This window comes from Leisingera sp. SS27, assembly GCF_028368855.1.
Taxonomy (GTDB): Bacteria; Pseudomonadota; Alphaproteobacteria; order Rhodobacterales; family Rhodobacteraceae; genus Leisingera.
This window is the reverse complement of record NZ_JAQNCY010000010.1, coordinates 87,954-107,587: the sequence shown is the minus strand read 5'-3', so window position 1 is coordinate 107,587 and position 19,634 is coordinate 87,954. Positions and strand designations below refer to the sequence as shown.

The 19,634-nt window shown below is 63.6% G+C and carries 19 protein-coding genes; 4 read left to right on the top strand and 15 right to left on the bottom strand.

All coding sequences use genetic code 11. The features are described from left to right. Window positions 1-39: 39 nt before the first annotated feature. The 5 genes from N6L27_RS18270 to N6L27_RS18250 all read right to left on the bottom strand — a co-directional run bounded on the left by N6L27_RS18270 (window position 40) and on the right by N6L27_RS18250 (window position 7,291). Window positions 40-792, bottom strand: a complete 753-nt coding sequence (locus N6L27_RS18270) for a maleate cis-trans isomerase family protein (RefSeq protein ID WP_271908790.1) — start codon at window positions 790-792, stop codon at window positions 40-42. Beyond that, window positions 789-1,856, bottom strand: a complete 1,068-nt coding sequence (locus N6L27_RS18265; protein WP_271908788.1) for a pyridoxal phosphate-dependent aminotransferase — start codon at window positions 1,854-1,856, stop codon at window positions 789-791. The genes N6L27_RS18270 and N6L27_RS18265 overlap by 4 nt, the downstream gene beginning before the upstream one ends. Beyond that, on the bottom strand, window positions 1,853-3,514 hold the full coding sequence (locus N6L27_RS18260; RefSeq protein WP_271908787.1) for a hydantoinase B/oxoprolinase family protein: 1,662 nt from the start codon (window positions 3,512-3,514) through the stop codon (window positions 1,853-1,855). The genes N6L27_RS18265 and N6L27_RS18260 overlap by 4 nt, the downstream gene beginning before the upstream one ends. Then, window positions 3,511-5,613: a hydantoinase/oxoprolinase family protein gene (locus tag N6L27_RS18255; RefSeq protein ID WP_271908786.1), complete on the bottom strand. Its 2,103-nt coding sequence runs from the start codon at window positions 5,611-5,613 to the stop codon at window positions 3,511-3,513. Before N6L27_RS18255 ends, N6L27_RS18260 begins: the two co-directional genes overlap by 4 nt. Before the next feature lie 256 nt (window positions 5,614-5,869). Continuing rightward, complete coding sequence (locus N6L27_RS18250) at window positions 5,870-7,291, bottom strand: aldehyde dehydrogenase family protein (protein WP_271908785.1); 1,422 nt, start codon at window positions 7,289-7,291, stop codon at window positions 5,870-5,872. 309 nt (window positions 7,292-7,600) lie between these two features. On the opposite strand from N6L27_RS18250, the gene N6L27_RS18245 reads away from it, so the two are divergent. Next, on the top strand, window positions 7,601-9,010 hold the full coding sequence (locus N6L27_RS18245; RefSeq protein ID WP_271908784.1) for an efflux transporter outer membrane subunit: 1,410 nt from the start codon (window positions 7,601-7,603) through the stop codon (window positions 9,008-9,010). A gap of 26 nt (window positions 9,011-9,036) precedes the next feature. On the opposite strand, the gene nqrM is transcribed toward N6L27_RS18245, so the two are convergent. The 3 genes from nqrM to N6L27_RS18230 form a co-directional block, all read right to left on the bottom strand. Then, window positions 9,037-9,282, bottom strand: coding sequence for a (Na+)-NQR maturation NqrM (gene nqrM, locus N6L27_RS18240; RefSeq protein ID WP_039174020.1), 246 nt, complete (start codon window positions 9,280-9,282; stop codon window positions 9,037-9,039). Between the two features lie 34 nt (window positions 9,283-9,316). Continuing rightward, window positions 9,317-10,363, bottom strand: a complete 1,047-nt coding sequence (locus N6L27_RS18235; RefSeq protein WP_271908783.1) for an FAD:protein FMN transferase — start codon at window positions 10,361-10,363, stop codon at window positions 9,317-9,319. Window positions 10,364-10,442: 79 nt separating this feature from the next. After that, complete coding sequence (locus N6L27_RS18230) at window positions 10,443-10,631, bottom strand: hypothetical protein (protein ID WP_019296965.1); 189 nt, start codon at window positions 10,629-10,631, stop codon at window positions 10,443-10,445. A gap of 112 nt (window positions 10,632-10,743) precedes the next feature. Here N6L27_RS18230 and N6L27_RS18225 point away from each other — a divergent pair, with 112 nt between their 5' ends. Together N6L27_RS18225 and N6L27_RS18220 are read left to right on the top strand one after the other, a co-directional pair. Further along, window positions 10,744-11,268, top strand: coding sequence for a CBS domain-containing protein (locus N6L27_RS18225; RefSeq protein WP_271908782.1), 525 nt, complete (start codon window positions 10,744-10,746; stop codon window positions 11,266-11,268). A gap of 160 nt (window positions 11,269-11,428) precedes the next feature. Then, window positions 11,429-11,977 carry an Imm21 family immunity protein gene (locus N6L27_RS18220; protein ID WP_271908780.1) on the top strand — a complete coding sequence of 183 codons (549 nt, stop codon included), beginning with the start codon at window positions 11,429-11,431 and terminating at the stop codon, window positions 11,975-11,977. A 173-nt stretch (window positions 11,978-12,150) separates the two neighbouring features. On the opposite strand, the gene N6L27_RS18215 is transcribed toward N6L27_RS18220, so the two are convergent. Further along, a complete protein-coding gene (locus tag N6L27_RS18215) occupies window positions 12,151-12,594 on the bottom strand; it encodes a MarR family winged helix-turn-helix transcriptional regulator (RefSeq protein WP_271908779.1) in 444 nt (147 codons plus the stop codon). A 151-nt stretch (window positions 12,595-12,745) separates the two neighbouring features. Between N6L27_RS18215 and N6L27_RS18210 the strand changes: the two genes are divergently transcribed. Next, window positions 12,746-13,327: a YceI family protein gene (locus N6L27_RS18210; protein ID WP_271908778.1), complete on the top strand. Its 582-nt coding sequence runs from the start codon at window positions 12,746-12,748 to the stop codon at window positions 13,325-13,327. A gap of 135 nt (window positions 13,328-13,462) precedes the next feature. Here N6L27_RS18210 and nqrF read toward each other — a convergent pair whose 3' ends face one another. The 6 genes from nqrF to N6L27_RS18180 are packed head-to-tail and all read right to left on the bottom strand — an operon-like array spanning window position 13,463 to window position 19,316. Next, a complete protein-coding gene (gene nqrF, locus N6L27_RS18205; protein ID WP_271908777.1) occupies window positions 13,463-14,686 on the bottom strand; it encodes an NADH:ubiquinone reductase (Na(+)-transporting) subunit F in 1,224 nt (407 codons plus the stop codon). Window positions 14,687-14,701: 15 nt separating this feature from the next. Beyond that, window positions 14,702-15,310 carry an NADH:ubiquinone reductase (Na(+)-transporting) subunit E gene (gene nqrE, locus N6L27_RS18200; protein WP_019296950.1) on the bottom strand — a complete coding sequence of 203 codons (609 nt, stop codon included), beginning with the start codon at window positions 15,308-15,310 and terminating at the stop codon, window positions 14,702-14,704. Beyond that, window positions 15,310-15,963, bottom strand: a complete 654-nt coding sequence (locus N6L27_RS18195) for an NADH:ubiquinone reductase (Na(+)-transporting) subunit D (protein ID WP_039180203.1) — start codon at window positions 15,961-15,963, stop codon at window positions 15,310-15,312. The genes nqrE and N6L27_RS18195 overlap by 1 nt, the downstream gene beginning before the upstream one ends. Next, window positions 15,963-16,766, bottom strand: coding sequence for a Na(+)-translocating NADH-quinone reductase subunit C (locus tag N6L27_RS18190; protein ID WP_271908775.1), 804 nt, complete (start codon window positions 16,764-16,766; stop codon window positions 15,963-15,965). Before N6L27_RS18190 ends, N6L27_RS18195 begins: the two co-directional genes overlap by 1 nt. After that, window positions 16,759-17,967, bottom strand: a complete 1,209-nt coding sequence (locus tag N6L27_RS18185) for an NADH:ubiquinone reductase (Na(+)-transporting) subunit B (RefSeq protein WP_271908774.1) — start codon at window positions 17,965-17,967, stop codon at window positions 16,759-16,761. Before N6L27_RS18185 ends, N6L27_RS18190 begins: the two co-directional genes overlap by 8 nt. Before the next feature lie 5 nt (window positions 17,968-17,972). Then, window positions 17,973-19,316, bottom strand: coding sequence for a Na(+)-translocating NADH-quinone reductase subunit A (locus N6L27_RS18180; RefSeq protein ID WP_271908773.1), 1,344 nt, complete (start codon window positions 19,314-19,316; stop codon window positions 17,973-17,975). Between the last annotated feature and the right edge of the window lie 318 nt (window positions 19,317-19,634).

Sequence of the window (19,634 nt, the reverse complement as noted above, 5' to 3'; positions counted from 1 at the left end):
TCCCCGGAGTATTTTTGCAAAGATGAAACAGACGCCGGTTTAGAGCCGATCAAACAGCCGCCCCGGCAGCCCACCGTGCCGCGGCAGGCCAAGCGCCCGCATCAGGCAGAACATCATCGCCTGGTTGGAGGTGACAACCGGCTTGCCCAAGCGCGCCTCGATCCGCTCCACCGCCTCCACCGACCGCATGTCGGTGCAGCTCAGCACGATGGCTTGCGCCTCCGGGTGATCGACCTGACAGGCCAGATCAAACACCTCGTCCGGCGTCAGCTCGCCCTGGCCGTAGTTGCCCAGCTCGCGGCCCACATCCGCGCATCTGACGGTCTCAATCCCGTTCGCCGCCAGAAACTCCTTTGCCTGCGCGTTGATCTCACCCAGATAGGGGGAGGAAAACCCAACCTTCACCGCCCCCAGCGCTTGAATTGCCGCCACCAGCGACCCCGCCGCGGTCAGCGAAACGGCACCTGATCCCGCCTTGATCCGCACCGCCAGATCCGCGTCAAACCCCGGCCCGTGGGTCAGCGTCGCCGAGGTGCAGCCGTAAAGCACAACATCAGGCCGGACGCCTGCAATCATCTGCAGGTCATGGCTGATATCCGACGCCCCCAGCCCCGCCATTTGATCGGCGCCGGGGATCTCCTCCACGTCATAGCCGCCCATGCGCTGGAAATGCACCGTGGTGTCCGGACAGCGCATCAGCATCATGTCGGCCTCAAGGTTGGTGTTGGTATAGGGCACCAGCACGCCGATCCTGGCGCGGGTGCGGGTTTCGCTCTGACCTTCACCGCTCATCCCAGCACTCCCTTCAGAACAGCCAGCGCGCGGTCCATCACGTCCCGAGTGCAAATGGTGGCGCGCAGGCAGTCCTGCAGGCCATAACCGCCCATCCCGCGCATCAGCAGTTTTTCCACCCGCAGCGCCGCGTCCGCCGCCCGTGCCTGCTCCGCTGAGGCAAAGCGGATCAGCACGAAATTGGTATGGCACCGCGGCACGTCCAGACCCAGCGCGCGGCAGCCATCGGCAAAGCGGTCCCGGATGGCGGCGGTTTTTGCCACTACATTCCGCATATGCGCCTGATCGCGCATTGCCGTCGCTGCCATCGCTTGTGACGGGATGGAGATGTTGTTTGGGTTCAAGAGTTTGCGCACTTCCCCGGCAATATCCGGCGGGAAAAACCCCCAGCCGGCCCGCGCCCCTGCCAGCCCGAAGGCCTTGGAGAGCGTCCGCAGCACCACGGTATCGCCGCGCTCTGCCAGCGCGAAGATTTCACCCGGGTTGTTTTCCGCATCGGCAAACTCCGCATAGGCCTGATCCACCGCCAGCAGCACATCCGCAGGCAGCCCCGCGCGCAGGCGCAGGAGTTCACAGTTGGGGATCAGCGTTCCGGTCGGATTGCCCGGATTGCAGACAAAGACGATGCGCGTTTCCGGCGTTACAGCATCCAGAATATCATCCACCGAGACAGTCAAATCCCGCTCCTGCGCCTTGACGTACTCCGCCTGCACCTGCGCCGCGGCCGAAGCCGCAAAGGCATAGCTATAGTCCGTGCCCAAAACCCGGTCCCCCGGCCCGGCAAAGGCGCGGATCAGGCAGGTGATCAGCTCCATCGACCCGGCCCCGCACAGAACCTTTGCCGGGTCCAGCCCATGCACCTCCGCCACCGCGGCGCGCAAGTCCGGCCACTCCGGGTCTGGATAGAGCGGCATCTGATCCAGCACCGCCCTGCCCACCGCAAGTGCCGCCGGGCTGGGTGGGAACGCACTTTCATTCTGCGCCAGCGAGACCGTCCCGGCCCTGCCCAGATCCGCCAACGCATAAGGCGCCATCGCCGCCACATGCGGCACCGCGCGGATCATTTGCCGCCCCCGTAGGCGCGCGCGCCTTCTTCCGTCACCAGACCGCGCTGAAGATCCAGCGCCAGCGCCTCGGAGTCGCGCTCCAAGGGATCGCCAAAACCGCCGCCACCGGGGGTTTCAAAAATCAGGCAGTCGCCTGCCTCCACCCGCAGCTCGCCCTTGCCCGGAATGTCCTGCGCCCCATTGCGGAACCGGATGCGCCCCGGCGCACCGGGCAAGCCGCCCATGCGCCCCAAGGCCGGGAACTTCAGCCGCTCCACCGACAGGAACACGATAAAAGGCGCTCCATTGGCGGATGTCATCTCGATCCGCTGCCCCAGACCGCCGCGGAACCTTCCGGCCCCGCCACTGTCCGGCCGCAGCTCCCGCCGCCATATGATGACCGGGGCGGCCGCCTCGGTGATTTCAACCTGCGAACCATAGACCCCAGAGGGATAGGCCGTCGCTGACAAGCCATCCGCATGGGGCCGCGCGCCGGTGCCGCCGTTGTGGACCGGCTCGATGGCAAATTTCCGGCCGCCGTCGCGGGCAACCTCCGGCGCGTGGCGCATCGGCAGGTCGAACATGCAGCTGGCGCCCTCGGCGGGCACCCGGTCCGGCAGCGCCTGATGCAGGCAGCCCAGCACCAGATCCGGAGTCACCTGCCCCAGCGTATGCCGCATCGCCACCGGCACCGGCCGCTGCGCATTCAGGATACAGCCCTTGGGGCCATCCACGGTGAAGGGCTCCAGCGACCCCGCATTGTTTGGAATGTCCGGCCCCACAATGCAGCGCAGGGCAAACACCGTATAGGCGGTGGCATAGTTCAGCGGCACGTTGATGCCCTTGCTGGAGCAGCCCGAGGTGCCGGTGAAATCCACATGCATGCCCCCTTTCGAGACAGTCAGCGTCGCATGCAGCTCCAGTTCACTTTCATAGCCGTCCATTTTCAGCACATTGCGGTAGACGCCCTCCGGCACCTCGGCGATGGCCTGTAAAGTGCCGCGGCGGGACGTCTCGATGATATAGGCCCCCAGCACATCCAGGTCGCTCAGGCCAAACTCCTCCATCATCCCCGCCAGCCGTGCCGCCCCGGCCTCGCAGCAGGCGATCAGCGCATAAATGTCACCCTCATTGGCAACCGGCTCGCGGCTGTTGGCGCGGACAATGTCCAGCAGCAGCGCGTTCGGTTCGCCCTCCTGCACCAGTTTGCAGGGCGGGATCAGAAGCCCTTCGTCATAGATGTCAGAGCCCTCCGGCCCCATGCCCAGCCCGCCCAGATCCACCAGATGCGAGGTGCAGGAGGTGTACCCCACCACCCTGCCCCCCTTGAACACCGGCATCATCAACAGGAAATCGCTCAGATGCCCCGAGGCCAGCCAGGGGTCATTGGTCATGTAGATATCGCCGGGCTTCATGGTCTCCGCCGGGAAGCGTTCGCGCAGATGCATCACCGCCTCCGCCATGGTGTTGATATGGCCCGGCGTGCCGGTCACCGCCTGGGCCAGCATCTGCCCCTGTGCGTCGAAAATCCCGGCAGAGATATCGCCGCATTCACGCACAATCGGGCTGAAGGCCGCGCGGATCAGGGTCTGCCCCTGTTCCTCCACCACCGCCAGCAGGCGGTTCCACATCACTTGCAGGCGAGCCGGTGACAGGTTCTGTGACGAGGCGGTCATTGCTTTTCTCCTTTCTGATCCCGGATCAGGACAAGATTGCCGATGGCATCCGCATGGGCGGAGAAATCCGCCGAGACCAGCGTGGTGGTCTGCGGCTCTGTAATCAGCGCCGGGCCTATGATCCGGTCACCGGGTTTCAGACTGGCCCGCGGCACAAATGCCACCTGCTTTTCGCGGCCATCCACATCGCAGATGATGGGCCGGTGCGCAGCCGGGGCAATGGTCCGCAGCTCCGGCACGTCCGGCACCGGCGGCACTTCTGCATCTGGAGTCGCGACCCGCACCGCCCAGTTCAGGATCTCGATCTTCATGCCCGGCACGGGTCGGGAGAACTGCTTGGCGTATTCCGCCTCAAACGCCGCCGTCAGCGGACCAAGATCCTGTGCCGTCAGATCACGGTCCGGCAAAGCAATCTCGATCTCATGCCCCTGCCCGCTGTAGCGCATGAAGGCAGTGCGCTGGACCAGCGTTTCAGCCTCGCCCGCCCCCTGCGCCGCCACCGATTGCGCCTCATCAATCAACAGGGCAAACAGCGTGTTGATACCTTCCAGATCCATGTCCTCCAGCAGAGAGTAGCGCGAGCGCACGATTTCAAAGCTCACTGGCGCAAACAGGAACCCCACAGCCGATCCAACGCCCGGATTGGGCGGGATCACGATGCGCGACACCCCGGCGGAACGCGCAACCCTTGTCGCATGCAGCGGCCCGTTGCCGCCAAAAGCGATCATGCTGCGCGCACCCAGATCCTTGCCCGACTCCACCGCGTGCATGCGGGCGGCGCTGGCCATGCTCTCGTCCACGATCCGGCTGACGCCGTCCGCGGCGCCAATCCCGTCCATATCCAGCCGCGAACCAATCACACGGCTCAGCGCCTCTTTCGACGCCTCCGGATCAATCCGGATATGCCCCTCGGCAAAGGTCTCCGGCACGATATATCCCAGCGTGACGTCGCTGTCGGTCACCGCCGGCTCCGTGCCGCCACGGCCGAAGGCCACCGGACCGGGCTCCGACCCCGCCGATTTCGGCCCCACGGTCAGCCGCCCCAGCCGGTCCACCCCGGCAATCGAACCGCCGCCGGCCCCGATCTCGATCATCTCGATCACCGGGATCCGCACCGGCATCCCCGAGCCCTTGATGAACCGCGCCGCGCGGGCAATCTCAAACTGGCGCGAGGTCTGCGGGCGGGCATTGTCAATCAGGCACAGCTTGGCCGTGGTGCCGCCGACATCAAAGGACAGCACCTGCTTAAGCCCCGCCTGCGCCGCAATCCGCGCCGCCAGGATGGCACCACCGGCAGGACCCGACTCCACCAGCCGGATGGGAAACCGCGCCGCGGTCTGGATGGTGCACATGCCGCCGCCTGCGGTCATCATCAGGATCGGGCACGTCACGCCTTCCACAGCAAAACGCGCGGCAAACCGCGCCAGATAGGTCTCCATCAGAGGCTGGATATAGGCGTTTGCCACCGTGGTGCAGAGCCTGTCGAACTCCCGCGCCTCGGGGCTGACTTCGGAGGAGATCGAGACCGTCAGCCCGGGCCGCCGCGCCGCCAGAATACCGCGCAGCCGCCGCTCATGGTCCGGGTTGGCATAGGCGTGCATCAGGCAGACCGCCACCGCCTCGGCGCCGCTGGCATCCAGCTCCGCGATCAGCGCCTCAATCGCGCTGTCCTCCATGGCGATCAGCACTGAGCCTTCAGCCGACATCCGCTCGCGGATGGTCAGCGACCGCTCCCGCGGCACCAGCAGATCGGGCTTCTCAAGATTGATGTCATACTGGGAATAGCGCCGCTCATAGGCGATCTCCAGAATATCGCGGAACCCCTCGGTCGTGACCGTCGCCACCCGCGCCCCGCGCCGCTCAATCAGCGCGTTGGTGGCCAGCGTGGTGCCATGGATAAAACCGGTGACCTCACTTAGGGAACGCCCCGCCTGCGCCATCACCCGCGCCGCGCCTTCCATTGCACCGTCTGCCGGACTCCGGCGGGTGGTCAGCGTCTTTGTTGAGGCCAGAATAGTGTCTTCGCCCGCCACCAGCACGGTGTCGGTGAATGTGCCGCCAATATCAATGGCAAGGCGCAGCGCCTGTGATGCTGTCATGTGTCATTCCAATGTCCGCCGTTGAGAAACCGTGAGAACCCGCAAAGGGCAACGGAACTCAGGCAGCAGCCAAGTTGCACCCGGTTGCGCGGCGGTCCATGCGTTTTGGAATGAAGTTCTGTGTCATGTCTCCATCCTGAGCCGCCGCCGGGCGGCACGCTTGGCGGATTGCGACACGCATTAGGTCAGAAAGCGGCACCTGGCAGGCCGCAAACGGCATCCCTCCCGGCATCCTCCTGCCGGGAGGGATGGGAACTCAGCCGAAATGCAGGGTTTTGACTTCCTGATAATCCTCCAGCCCCAGCATGCCGCCTTCGCGGCCGTTGCCGGATTGCTTGTAGCCGCCGAAGGGCGAGCCGTAGTTGAAACCGCCGCCGTTGATATGCACCGCGCCCGCCCGCAGCCGGGCGGCAACCCGCTCGGCCCGCTCCGGATCGCCAGTCTGCAGATAGGCCGCCAGCCCATAGGGCGTGTCATTGGCCATGCGGACGGCGTCCTCCTCATCCTCGAACGGAATGATCACCAGCACCGGGCCAAAGATCTCCTGCTGCGCTATGGCCATATCGTTGGTCACATCAGCAAAGACAGTGGGGCGCACGTACCAGCCCTTGTCCAGCCCCTCTGGCCGGCCCAGTCCGCCTGCCAGCAGGGTCGCCCCCTCCCCGATGCCCTTCTGGATCATCTCCTGCACCCGGTCGTACTGGATGCGGTCGAACATCGGGCCGATGTGGTCGCCCTCCTGGCTTGGATCGCCCACCGCCTGGCCTTCGGCAGCGGCCTTGGCAATCTCCAGCACCTGATCATAGCAGCTGCGCTCGACCAGCATCCGGGTCGGTGCGTCGCAGCTCTGCCCCGTGTTATACATGCATTCCAGCACCGATGCGGTGACCTTCGCCTCAAGATCCGCATCCGCAAACACCAGGTTCGGAGACTTGCCGCCCAGTTCCAGCGTCACCCGCTTCACCGTGTCGGCCGCGTCCTTGGACACCGCAATGCCCGCCCTCGTCGAACCGGTGAAGGACATCATGTCTACGTCGGGATGGCGCGACAGGCCCGCGCCCACCGTCGGCCCGTCGCCATGGATCAGGTTGAACACCCCCGCCGGATAGCCCGCATCATGGATCATCTGCGCATAAACAGCGGCCGACATCGGCGTGTGCTCCGATGGTTTCAGCACGCAGGTGCAGCCTGTCGCCAGCGCAGGCAGGACCTTGAGCGCGATCTGGTTCACCGGCCAGTTCCAGGGTGTGATCAGACCGCAGACGCCGATCGGCTCGCGCACCAGGATATCGCCATTGGGCAGGGTTTCGCGCAGTTCCTGGCTTTTCAGCGCCGCCAGAATACCTTCCAGATGCCCGATCCCCGAATCGGCCTGCGCGTCCCGCGCCATCGAAACCGGCGCCCCCATCTCAGCAGACATCGCCTGCGCCAGCTCCTCGCGCCGCTCCCTGCTGATCTCCAGCAACCGCTCCAGCAGCGCAATCCGCTCCGCGCGGGAGGTCTGCGAAAAACTCCCGAACGCCGCCTTGGCCGCCGCCACCGCGGCGTTCACATCATGCTCATCCCCGAGGATGATGGTCCCGATCTGCGCCTCCGTGGCCGGGTTCAGCACCGGAAATTCGCGGGCCGAATGCGGCGTCACCCAGGTGCCGCCGATATAGAATTTTTGCAGGTCCATCAGGCTGGTCTCACTGTTGCACCGCCGGGGCGGCTGAGGTTGGGGCAAGGGCGCAGCGCTTCTTGCAGCACCTGCGGCTGCCACTGGTTGGGTCGGGCGGGTCTGGTCCGGCAGCCTGCCCGCCTTTTTGTATGCAGGATAGGCCAAAACCGCCAGCCTGCGGGTCCTTTTCCGACAAAGCAAAGCTGTGGGATAGGCGCATCAGTGACCGGGAAAGACTCCGCACCGCGCCGGAACCGCTTCGCGGACTGCCCCCGCCATGGCTATCCTGCCTGAAAGCCCGCAAAAAAGGGCGCCCTGAGGCAAACCATGAGCAAACCCCGTTGGACAGCCCGTTCCGTGCTGCTGGCAGGCACTTTCCTGTGCGGCTGCACTGTTGTCGGCATTGATTACCACCGCCCGGATTTCGCGGTGCCTGCCAGTTATTATCAATCCCGCAGCTATGCCACCGCCAAAGGCGCCTCAGAGACGTGGTGGCGCGGGCTGAACGATGCCACTCTGAACAGGCTGATCACCGCGGGACTGCAGCAGAACCTGGGGCTCAAGGCCGCCAAGCAGCGCCTGATCTCGGCAGAGGCCCTGCGCCGCGGCACCGGCCGGCCGCAGCAAGTCAGCGGCGATCTGGACGGCAGTTCCATCTTTGCGCGCCCCGAATCCCAGAACGGTTCCACCAGCACCGACACGGCAGAGGTTGGCGCCACCTACGTCTTTGACCTCTTCGGCGAGTTCCAGCGCCGCTCCGAACGGGCAGTGGCAGACCGCGACGCGGAATTCTACCGGATGGCCACCACCCGGCTGGCGCTGATCGAAGCCATCACCCGCACCTACATCGAGGCGCGGTTCTTCCAGCGCGGCGCCGCCGTGACCCGTAAGACGATCCAGCTGCGCCAGCAGATTCTGGCAACTGTGGAAGAACTGCAGGCGGCCCGTGCCCTGCTGGCGCTGGATGTGGAGCGCACCAAGCTTCAGGTCGCCAGCGCCAAGGCGGACCTGCCCGGCTTTGTTGCCAGCTACGAATCCTCTGTCTTTGCCCTGGCAACCCTTCTGGACCGCGACGCGGCAGAGGTCTTTGCGATGATGCAGGGCAGCTATGGCCAGCCCTACCCCGCCAGCCAGCCGGAACTGGGCGTGCCCGCTACCCTGCTGCGCAACCGTCCCGATGTGCTGCTGGCCGAGGCCCAGCTGCGCAGCGCTGCGGCCGATACCGGCATCACCGAAGCGGAGCTGTATCCTTCGCTGGAGGTTTCCGGCTCTGTGCGCGCCACCCGTGGCACCGGTGCTCTCTACCAGATCGGCCCGGTGCTGAACCTGCCGCTGTTCAACCGCCCGGTGCTGCGCGCCTTCCACAAAAGCGCCATCGCCGAGGCCAAGGCAACCGAATACGACTACCGCGCCGCAGTCAGGGCCGCGGTGGAAGAGGTCCAGTCGCAGCAAAGCAGCCTGCGCGCCGCCCGTGAGCGCACCGCTGCCCAGGCCCGCGCCGTCAATCTGGGAACCAAGGTTGCCGATCTTGCGCGGGAAACCTTCAAGGCCAGTGAAATCACCCTGTTCGACCTTCTGAACACCGAAGAAGCGCTGCGCGACAACGAACTGGCCCTGATCACCGCACGGCGCGATCTGGCGCTGGCCTGGGCCAGCCTGCAGATTTCGCTGGGCAAGGGATGGGCGCCGCACCAGGATCCGGGCAGCGCAGTCGTGGCGGTGAATCCTTCAGAATAGGCTGAAACGGGACGCCGCAGACGGGCTCAGGCCTGCTGCGCCTCGCGTTCCATCTGCTCGACCATCTTGCGCGCGCGTTTGCACTGCAATTTGTCCCGCAGCGGGCTGTCGGGATCGACATCCTTGGAGCAGACCACGCATTTGTCGGCACCCGAGATCGCATTCAGGCCGCCGCAGCTGCCCTTGATCTTCTTGCCCATCAGGATCACGCCCAGCGACATGCCCAGGGTGACGATCAGCAGCAGGATGAAGGCCAGAAGAAAGGTGCTCATATGGTGTCCCTCGCAGGAAGCTTGGTGCGCGGCGTCAGTTTGCGGTCAGCGCCTCGAACGCGCTGCTTGCCGCTGTCATATAGGCATCCGGCCCGGCTTGCACGTCCCGATCAATGAAAAACACGGCAAGTTTATGCTCCTCAGCAAGCTTCAGCCCGTTTTCGCGGCCCAGAACCAGCATTGCAGTGGCCCAGGCATCCGCCAGCATGGCGTTTTCTGCGATCACCGTGACAGAGGTGGTCGCATGGGTGACCGGCCGCCCGGCCACCGGATCGAGGATGTGGGAATAGCGTTTGCCCTCATGCTCGAAGTAATTGCGGTAGTCGCCCGAGGTCGCCAGCCCGTGGTTGCTGACCGGCACGATCAGCTGCACGGTCTGCGCCGCCGCATCCGGTTTCTCGATTCCGATGCGCCAGGCCTCGCCCTTGGCGTTTTCGCCCTTGGTCACCAGATCGCCGCCGATCTCGACCATGTAATGCTCAACGCCAAACCCCTGCAGCGCCTCTGCCACCGCATCCACGCCATAGCCCTTGGCAATGGCCGACAGGTTGATGCCGGTTTCCGGCGCGGATTTCCTGAGCGTGCCGGCCTCTGCATCCAGCACCAGCAGCCGCGCCTGGCCGACGCCCTCCAGCGCCTTGGCGATGGCCGCATCCGACGGCACCGGATCTTCGGGCTTGCGCGGCCCAAAGCCCCACAGCTCAATCAGCGGGCCCAGGGTCACATCGAACTTGCCGCCGGTCTTGGCGTGCACGTCCCCCGCCGCCGCCAGCACATGGGCAAATTCCGGCGACACACGCACCGGCGCGGTGCTGCGCTCGGCTGAGAAGGTGGAGACCTCGGAGGCCGGATCCCAGTTCGACATCCTGGCATTGACCGCCGCCAGGGTGCCCTCCACCGCGGACCCCAGCGCCCCGGCGTCCAGATCCTCGCCAATCGCAATCACGCTGTAGGTGGTGCCCATGGTTTCACCCGTCAGCCGCACCTCTTCCGGGTCGCTGCCGAACCAGCAGCCGGACATGGCCAGCACCGCGGGCAGGGTCAGGGCGATCAGGAGTTTTCTGGGCAACGGGCTGGGCATTCGGCAACCTCCGGCGGAAAAACTGGCGCAGCTATGCCCCTGCCCCGCGGCAGAGTCAAACGGAGCGCCGGAGCAGGCCTCAGAACTTCAAAGGCAAAAAGGCCAGCGCCAGCAGGCCCACCGCGGCCGGCAGCCCGTAAAGCCAGGCCCGGAACCGCGCGTTTGGCGCCTCGGACTTCCAGTTCTGCCGGTACAGGTGGCCGCAGACCACCACCAGGAACACGGTCAGCGCACCGGTCACGGGGGTCAGGTAGAGGCTTTCGAACATGTTGTTTTTCCGCTGTTGTTAGCGCTCGCGTCATTTCGCCCCTTCCCGGATCATAATCCGCCGCTAAGATGGGGGTATGACCTGATGCAGGATACAGGAGGAGACCCCGCGCATGGCACCGTTCTCATACCAGCCTCCCACCCGGGGCGACAAGGCCGGGCAGGAAAGCCACAGCCAGTCGGCCGAGTCGAATTTGTCGCACGGCCAATCGACAGTCGCCAGTCTGCTGGAAACCAAGGGCGACGCGATCTTTGCAATCCGCCCCAATGACACGGTCGGCCACGCGGTCGAGGCGCTGAAGGAAAAACGCATCGGCGCGCTGGTCGTCACCGATCAGAACGGCGCGCTGCAGGGCATCCTGTCGGAACGCGACATCGTGCGCCGTCTGGCGGACACGCCCGGCCACACCCTGCCGCAGCTGGTTGAGGAGATCATGACCCGCGAGGTCAAGACCTGCGCGCCCGGCGACCTGCTGATTGATGTGGCCAAGGTGATGAACGAGGGCCGCTTCCGCCACCTCCCGGTTCTGAAAGACGGCAAGCTTGCGGGCATGATCACCGTCGGCGACGTGGTGAACTTCCGCCTGAAAGAGCTGGAATACGAAGCCCTGCGCATGAAGCAGATGATCGTCGGCTGAGGCTTATACCAAGTGGTCCGCCTTCGGGCGGATCACTTCTGGCAGCAGGCTTTGCTGCCATTCACGCTTGATGCAGCGAAACTCCGGTTCGAGCCCTGTTTACTTGTTGCTGCGCCTGCACCAGTGTCGGCTCCGTAGAGGATGGGAACTTTGAGGGCGCATGCCAGATTTGCATGAGTGGATTGATACCGAAGGCGGACCGTTCCTTATGCTAGCGGAAGAGTCGCTGTCGTCATGGCGCGGAACGGAAGGCTGGACGTTTGAGACGCACGGCGAAGATGCTAGTGATTATAGTCGGGCGTGCGACATTTCAGACTGGATCGGTCCAATACGTTGCGGTGACGACACAGGATACGTTCTTGGAGGAGACATCGGGCCTGTTTCATGGATCACCACAGAGGAACTAGATGGCGGTTACTTGGTTCAATGGTTAGGGGTGGACGATGAAGCCGAAATCCTGCCTGCCCTGCGTTCCAAGAAATTCGAAGAGCTAATTTCCAGCGAACGAGCGGAACACATCAGTATCGAAATTCACGAACCCGGTGAAATGCGAGTCATACAGGCTGCAGAAATTGGTGACGACCTTGTAGCACCAAGTATACCAATCAAACTGCGATCTGGGATCTATGATGCAACTTCAGCCTGTCTCGAAACTACATCTCTTATGATTGTGGTCCGAAGGCTTAAGCTGCAATATTCCGCAGCTTAAGCTCGAAGAAGGCAGACATTGGCACAACTGCACCGAAGGTCCGCTCCGTCCCGCAATTCAATTTCTAGCATGTCCCGAACTGAATGCCCTGTTCGCCTCAAAGTAGCCTTGTAATCAGCGATCCAAGGTTCTGTCTGTTCTGCCCTAGTCATATTCAGGCCGGAACCTGATGGTCACGGAAACGGCCCGCCGCCGGTCCATTGCAAACGCTCCAGAAACACCTCCAGATCCTCCGCTCTGTCCAACGGTTCCATCGCCTGTTTGATCGCCGCACCGTAGATCTGCCACATCTGCAGCCGCAGCGCCGCGCCGGTCTCTGTCAGGTGCAGCAGCTTGCCGCGGCGATCCTGTTCGAACACGGTTTCGCGCACCAGCCCCTGTTTCACCATCTGCGCCAGAATGCGCGACAGGTTGGATTGCTCAAACAGCAGGTTGCGGGTCAGCTCATAGGCGCGCACGCCGTCCGCCCCGGCCATCTCGATCCCCCACAGCACGTCATACCATCTGAGCGGCGGCAACCCCGCCGCCCGCAGCTTGGCCTCCATGTCGCGGTGGGTCTGCCGGTGGGCGCGGTTCAGCAGGATCCAGATTGCAGTTTCGCGTGTGCTGGGTGTCATGCGGTCTTCACGAGTTGGTGATCAAGAGAGAGGTTCCGCCGTTGCCGGTGGATGCAGGCAGATAGATGTCATAGCATCCATCCTGGATCAATCGCATCCTCACGTAACAAGAGCCGTTCCCGGCCCAACCCCATCCGACAGGAAGACTGCCATGATGATCAGGATTGCCTCCCTCGCCGCCGCCGCGCTGCTGGCCGCGCCTTCCGCTTTTGCCGCCACCACCTACAAGACCGACCAGGGCCATACTGAAGTCCGCTTCAGCTGGAGCCACGCCGGTGTCTCTATGCAGAGCGGCGAGTTTACCGACGCCCAGGGCACTCTGGTGCTGGATCCGGAAAACCCCGAAGCCTCCACCCTGAATGTGACCATCAAGGCGGACAGCGTCGCCACCGGGTTCGGGCCGCTGGACGACCACCTGTCCAGCGCCGACTTCCTGGAGGTCGCAACCTACCCCGAGATCACCTTTGTCAGCACCGGGATTGAGAAGACCGGCGACAAGTCCGCCAAGGTGACCGGCGATCTGACCATTCACGGCACCACCCAGTCCGTGGTGCTGGACACCACCATGACCCACCTCGGCCCGCACCCGCTGGGCGGCGCGATCGAATACTACCAGGGCGACTGGGCGGCATTTGAGGCCACCACCACCATCGACCACCAGGCGTTCGGCGTCGGCGGATTCTCCACCGGGCCGATCACCATCCATATCGTCAGCGAGCTGAAGGCCGAGTGATTTCTGCCGAGCCGGTGCACGGGGGGTGTACAGGGGGTGCACAGATGTCACCCCCCTCCCCGGCCCGGATTTGAAGACAGCAAAAAGCCCCGGATGTCTCCATCCGGGGCTTCTTGTTCTTGCAGTCTCTCCGGCTCAGCCGCCGAAGTCGTCCAGCATGATGTCTTCGCGGTCCACGCCCAGATCCAACAGCATGTTGATCACCGACTGGTTCATGATCGGCGGGCCGCACATGTAGAACTCGCAGTCTTCCGGCGCCGGGTGGTTCTTGAGGTATTCCTCGAACAGGACGTTATGGATAAAGCCGGTGTAGCCTTTCCAGTCGTCCTCCGGCTGCGCGTCGGACAGGGCGACGTGCCAGTCGAAATTGTCGAACTCCTCGGCCAGCTGGTCAAAGTCCTCGACAAAGAACATCTCTTTCTTCGAGCGTGCACCGTACCAGAAGCTGATCTTGCGATCGCGGTTCTCCAGCCGCTTCAGCTGGTCGAAGATGTGGCTGCGCATCGGCGCCATGCCGGCACCGCCGCCGATGAAGACCATTTCCTTCTGGGTGTCGCGGGCAAAGAACTCGCCGAACGGACCGGAGATGGTGACTTCGTCGCCCGGCTTCAGATTGAAGATGTAGGACGACATCTTACCGGCCGGAATGTCGCTGCTGCCCGGCGGCGGCGAGGCGACGCGGACGTTCAGCATGATGATGCCCTTTTCGTCCGGGTAGTTCGCCATCGAATAAGCGCGCTCGACCGGCTCATCCACGACAGACTTGTACTGCCACAGATTGAAGCGGTCCCAGTCCTCGCGGTATTCTTCCTGCACATCAAAATCAGTGTAGGAGAGCTGGTGGGCGGGCGCCTCGATCTGGATGTAGCCGCCGGCGCGGAAGTTCACGTCTTCGCCTTCGGGAAGCTCCAGCACCAGCGCCTTGATGAAGGTCGCGACGTTGTCGTTCGACCGCACCTTGCAGCGCCATTTCTTGACGCCAAAGACCTCTTCCGGAACCTCAACCTCCATGTCCTGCTTGACCGCAACCTGGCAGGACAGGCGGTCGCCGCAGGCGGCCTCGCGCTTGGTGATGTGGCTTTCCTCGGTCGGCAGGATGGAGCCGCCGCCGGAATGCACACGCACCCGGCACTGGGCGCAGGTGCCGCCGCCGCCGCAGGCGGAGGGGACGAAGAGTTTCTCAGCCGCCAGCGTCTGCAGCAGTTTGCCGCCCGCAGGCACCGAGATGGTTTTTTCACCGTTGATGGTGATGTTGACGTTGCCGGACGCGACCAGGCGGGAGCGGGCAGCCAGAATGATGGCCACCAGCGCCAGCACGATCAACGTGAACAGGACAACGCCGAGCGAGAAAGTTTCCATAACTTCAGACGCTCCTTACAGTTTGACGCCGCTGAAGGACATGAAGGCCATCGCCATCAGACCCGCGGTGATAAATGTGATGCCCAGGCCCTGCAGGCCGTCCGGCACATCGGAATACTTCAGCTTCTCGCGCACGCCCGCCATCGCGGTGATCGCCAGCGCCCAGCCAAAGCCGGAGGAGAGGCCGTAAGTGGTTGCTTCCGCGAAGTTGTAGTCGCGTTCCACCATGAACAGCGAGCCGCCCAGGATGGCGCAGTTCACCGTGATCAGCGGCAGGAACACCCCCAGCGCGTTGTAAAGCGGCGGGAAATACTTATCGAGGATCATCTCCAGGATCTGCACCATCGCCGCAATCACCCCGATATAGGAGATCAGGCCGAGAAAGGTCAGGTCCACATCCGGGAAACCCGCCCAGGCCAGCGCGCCCGGCTTCAACAGGTAGGTCAGCAGCAGGTTGTTGGTCGGGACCGTAATGGCCTGCACCAGCATCACCGAAATCCCCAATCCCAGCGCGGTGGAGATCTTCTTGGACACCGCGATGAAGGTGCACATGCCCAGGAAGAAGGAGAGCGCGAGGTTCTCGACAAAGATGGCCTTAACGGCGAGTGAAATCAGCCCTTCCATCAGTGCGCCTCCACGTTCTGGATTTTATATTCACGCTCTTCGACCTGGTTCGGCTTCCAGGTGCGGAACGCCCAGATCAGAAGGCCGATCACGAAGAACGCCGAAGGCGGCAGCAGCAGCATGCCGTTCGGCACATACCAGCCGCCGTTGTTCACGGTCTCCAGGATGGTGATGCCAAAGAGGGAACCGGAGCCGAACAGCTCGCGGATGATGCCGACCAGCATCAGGATCAGGCCATAGCCCATACCGTTGCCCAGACCGTCGATAAACGACGCCACCGGCGGATTGCTCATGGCAAACGCCTCGGCGCGGCCCATCACGATACAGTTGGTGATGATCAGGCCAACAAAGACTGACAGGGTCTTGGAGATCTCAAAGGCGTAAGCCTTGAGCACCTGGTCCACCAGGATCACCAGCGAGGCGATGATCACCATCTGCACGATGATCCGGATCGAGCTGGGGATCTGGTTCCGCAGGATCGAGATGAACATCGACGAGAACGCGGTCACGAAGGTCACCGCCAGGGTCATCACAAAAGCCACCTGCAGCGAGGAGGTCACCGCCAGCGCGGAGCAGATGCCCAGAACCTGCAGCGTGATCGGGTTGTTGTCGACCAATGGGTCGACCAGCATGTCTTTCTTGGTCTGCGCCATCAGAGCTCTCCCGCTTTAAGGGCGTCCAGGAAGGGTGCATAACCCTCTTCGCCCATCCAGAATTTCACCAGGTTGTCCACGCCGACAGAGGTCAGCGTCGCACCGGCCAGCGCGTCGATGTGGTGCTCCGGCCCGGCCGGGCCTTGCGCCTTGGCGACGCTGATCTGCAGCTCGCCGCTGCCGTCATGCAGCTTCTTGCCCTGCCACTGGGATTTCCAGCGCGGGTTGTCCACCTCGGCGCCGAGGCCAGGGGTCTCGCCGTGCTGATAGAACTGCAGGCCAAAGATGTCGTTGCCGTTCTCCTCAATCGCGATGAAGCCATAGAGGGTCGACCACAGGCCATAGCCGTGGATCGGCAGGATCACCTTGTCCAGATCGCCGTTTTCCTCGCGCAGCAGGTACACGGTCTTGTAGCGCGACTGGCGGCCGATGCCTGCCGGGTCGTTCTCCAGCGCGCGGCTCAGCTCCGGATCCTGCGCGGCGGCCAGACCGTCGAAATTGGCGGCGTCGAACTGATCGGTGAATTCACCGGTTTCCAGGTCCAGCACCTGCGGTTCAAAGGCGGCGAAGGCCTCAGCCACTTTGATGCCCGGCTCATAAAGGCCGGCCACCTGCAGAACGTTCAGCTGCTTGTCGCGTTTGCGGTTCACTTCCTGCACCGGGCGCAGGGACACCGCCGCGGTGGACACGATCATCGAGGCCACCAGGCAGACAGCAACAGCGATGAACAAGGTCTTGCCGACGGAATCCGGCGATGCGGCCAGGAAGCGGCCAATCAGGCCCTTGCTTTGGGTATCAGCCATGGCGGCGCGCCCTCCGTTTGATGTTGGCCTGCACGACGAAGTAGTCGATCAGCGGTGCAAAGACGTTGCCGAACAGGATCGCCAGCATCATGCCTTCGGGGAAGGCCGGGTTCAGCACCCGGATCAGCACCACCATCACGCCGATGAGGGCACCATAGATGTAGCGGCCCGCGTTGGTGTGCGACGCGGAAACTGGCTCGGTCACCATGAACACCAGGCCGAATGCATAACCGCCCAGCACCAGGTGCCAGTACCACGGCATCGCAAACATCGGGTTGCTGTCGGAGCCGATGAGGTTCAGCAGCATCGAGAAGGCGATCATGCCTGCCAGACAGCCCACGATCAGGCGCCAGTTGGCGATCCTGGTGAACAGCAGGAAGCAAAGCCCGATTGCGCAGGCCAGCGTCGAGGTTTCGCCAAAGCTGCCCTGGATGGTGCCAAAGAACGCATCCGACCATTCAATGCCCTTGGCGGCCAGCGCCTGCACACCGTCGGCGGCGGTCACACCCAGCGCGGTCGCGCCGGAGAAGCCGTCGACCGGGGTCCAGACAGCGTCGCCCGACATGTTCGCCGGATAGGCGAAATACAGGAACGCACGGCCCACCAGTGCCGGGTTCAGGAAGTTCTTGCCGGTGCCGCCAAAGACTTCCTTGCCGATCACCACGCCGAAGATGATGCCAAGCGCCACCTGCCACAGCGGCGCGGAGGCCGGCATGATCAGAGTGTAAAGCATCGAGGTCACAAGGAAGCCCTCGTTCACCTCATGGCCGCGGACGGTGGCAAAGATCACCTCGAAGATACCGCCTGCAACCAGCGTCACGATGTAGATCGGCAGGAAATACAGGAACCCGTGCGCGATGTTGGCCATCGGGTTCGCCGCATCCAGCGAGATGCCGAACATCTGCAGGATGGCGATCCGCCAGCCGGTGGCTGCATCAGCCCCCAGCGCGGCAATCGCCGAGTTCGCCTGATAACCGGTGTTCCACATGCCCCACAGGATGCAGGGGATGGTGGCGATCACCACATAGGTCATGATCCGCTTCATATCGACGTAGGAGCGGGCATGCGGCGCCACCGAGGTGACGGTTTTCGGGGTATACAGGAAGGACTCCACCATCTCGTAGACGGGGAAGAGCTTTTCGTACTTGCCCCCCTTCTCGAAATGGGGCTCGATCCTGTCAAAGAAGCTGCGCAATCCCATCCGGCTCAGCCCTCCTTTTCAATCTTGGTCAGGCAGTCGCGCAGCGCCAGCCCGTATTCGTACTTGGCCGGGCAGGCAAAGCCGACGAGGCCCATGTCCTCTTCGTCCAGTTCCAGCGCACCCAGCGCCTGTGCGGTGTCGGTGTCCATCACCAAGAGCGCGCGCAGCAATTGCGTCGGCAGGTAGTCCTGCGGCATCAGCTGCTCAAAGGTGCCGGTGGGCACCATCGCCCGGCGGCCGCCGTTGAGGTTGCTGGTGAGGTTGAACAGCTTGCGGCTGAGCGCCGAGCCCAGCACCGGCTGCACCGCATATTTGCCGCCCATCGGACGGATCCAGCCCAGCGGGATCTGCTTGCGGTCTTCTTCGATAATGGCAACCTGGCGGACAAAACGGCCCAGGAACGCCAGCGGACCAGCCGCCTGGCGGCCCGACAGGATCGACCCGGAGATCACCCGCACCGGACCGTCCGAGGCAATCTCGCCGCGGGTCAGCTCATCGGTGGAGGCACCTGCGACGGTGCGGACCAGACGGGGGCTGCGCGCAGCGGGACCGGCTATCGCAACCACGGTGGAGGGGTCCAGGTGGCCGGTCAGCAGCAGGCGGCCGATGGCAATCACGTCCGGGTAGGACACGGTCCAGACCTGATCGTTGGCGCGGACGGGATGCAGGAAATGGATGTGGGTGCCTGCAAGGCCCGAGGGATGCGGGCCGGAGAAACCTGCAGCCTCAACCCCGGCAAGGTTTGCACCCGGAATGCTGTCGCCTGTCTTCTGGCACAGATAGGTGGTGCCGTCGGTCAGCAGGGTCACGGCCTTGAGGCCGGCCTCAAACGCCTCAGCCGCATCATTGATGATCACGGCGGCGTCGCCAGCCAGCGGTTCGCTGTCCATCGCGGTGACAAAGATCGCGGCGGGCTTGGACCCCGGCTGCGGCATCTTGGAATAGGGACGGGTGCGGAAGGCGGTCCAGAGACCGGCGGCACAAAGCTTCTCGGTCAGGCCTTCGGCAGTGTCAGCATTGCCGGTGGCAGAGAAATCAATGCCGGTATCTTCGGCATCGGAAACAGCGATCACGACGCTTTCCAGCACCCGGCGGGCGCCGCGGTTGATCGCCACGACCTTGCCGGTCACCGGCGCCACCATCAGCGCGGCCTCGGCATCCTTGTGGCAGAACAGCGGGGTGCCGCGGCGGACTTCTTCGCCTTCCTGCACCAGCATGCGGGGTTTCAGGCCCATGTAGTCGGGGCCCAGCACGGCCACCGAGGTGATGGAGGGACCGTCGTGGATCACCTGCTCCGGTGCGCCTGTCACCGGCAGATCCAGCCCCTTTCTCAAGTTAAATGTCTTCATATTTGCGCTACGTCCCTCCAAGGCCGAATCCCGTGGCGGTTCTTACCCCGTTCCGGCAGCGGCGGCAAAGAAAACGCACAAAACGCCGTTTTCCGCACATCCGCACAGCCTGTCCTGATTTCCGGCGCACTCGAATCAAATTCGGCACCGAATGGCAAGGCTGTGCCCCTGCCTGTTTCCCAATTTCCTGTGTACTGCGCGCTTTTATCAAACTGTTGGCGCTCACGCCCTTCGGGAAACCGTCAAAGCGGACAGGCGGAAACGGCAACGCCGTTCCCGCAGGCTCCGCCAGGGCGGGCCAGTCTGCCTTTCAGTCTC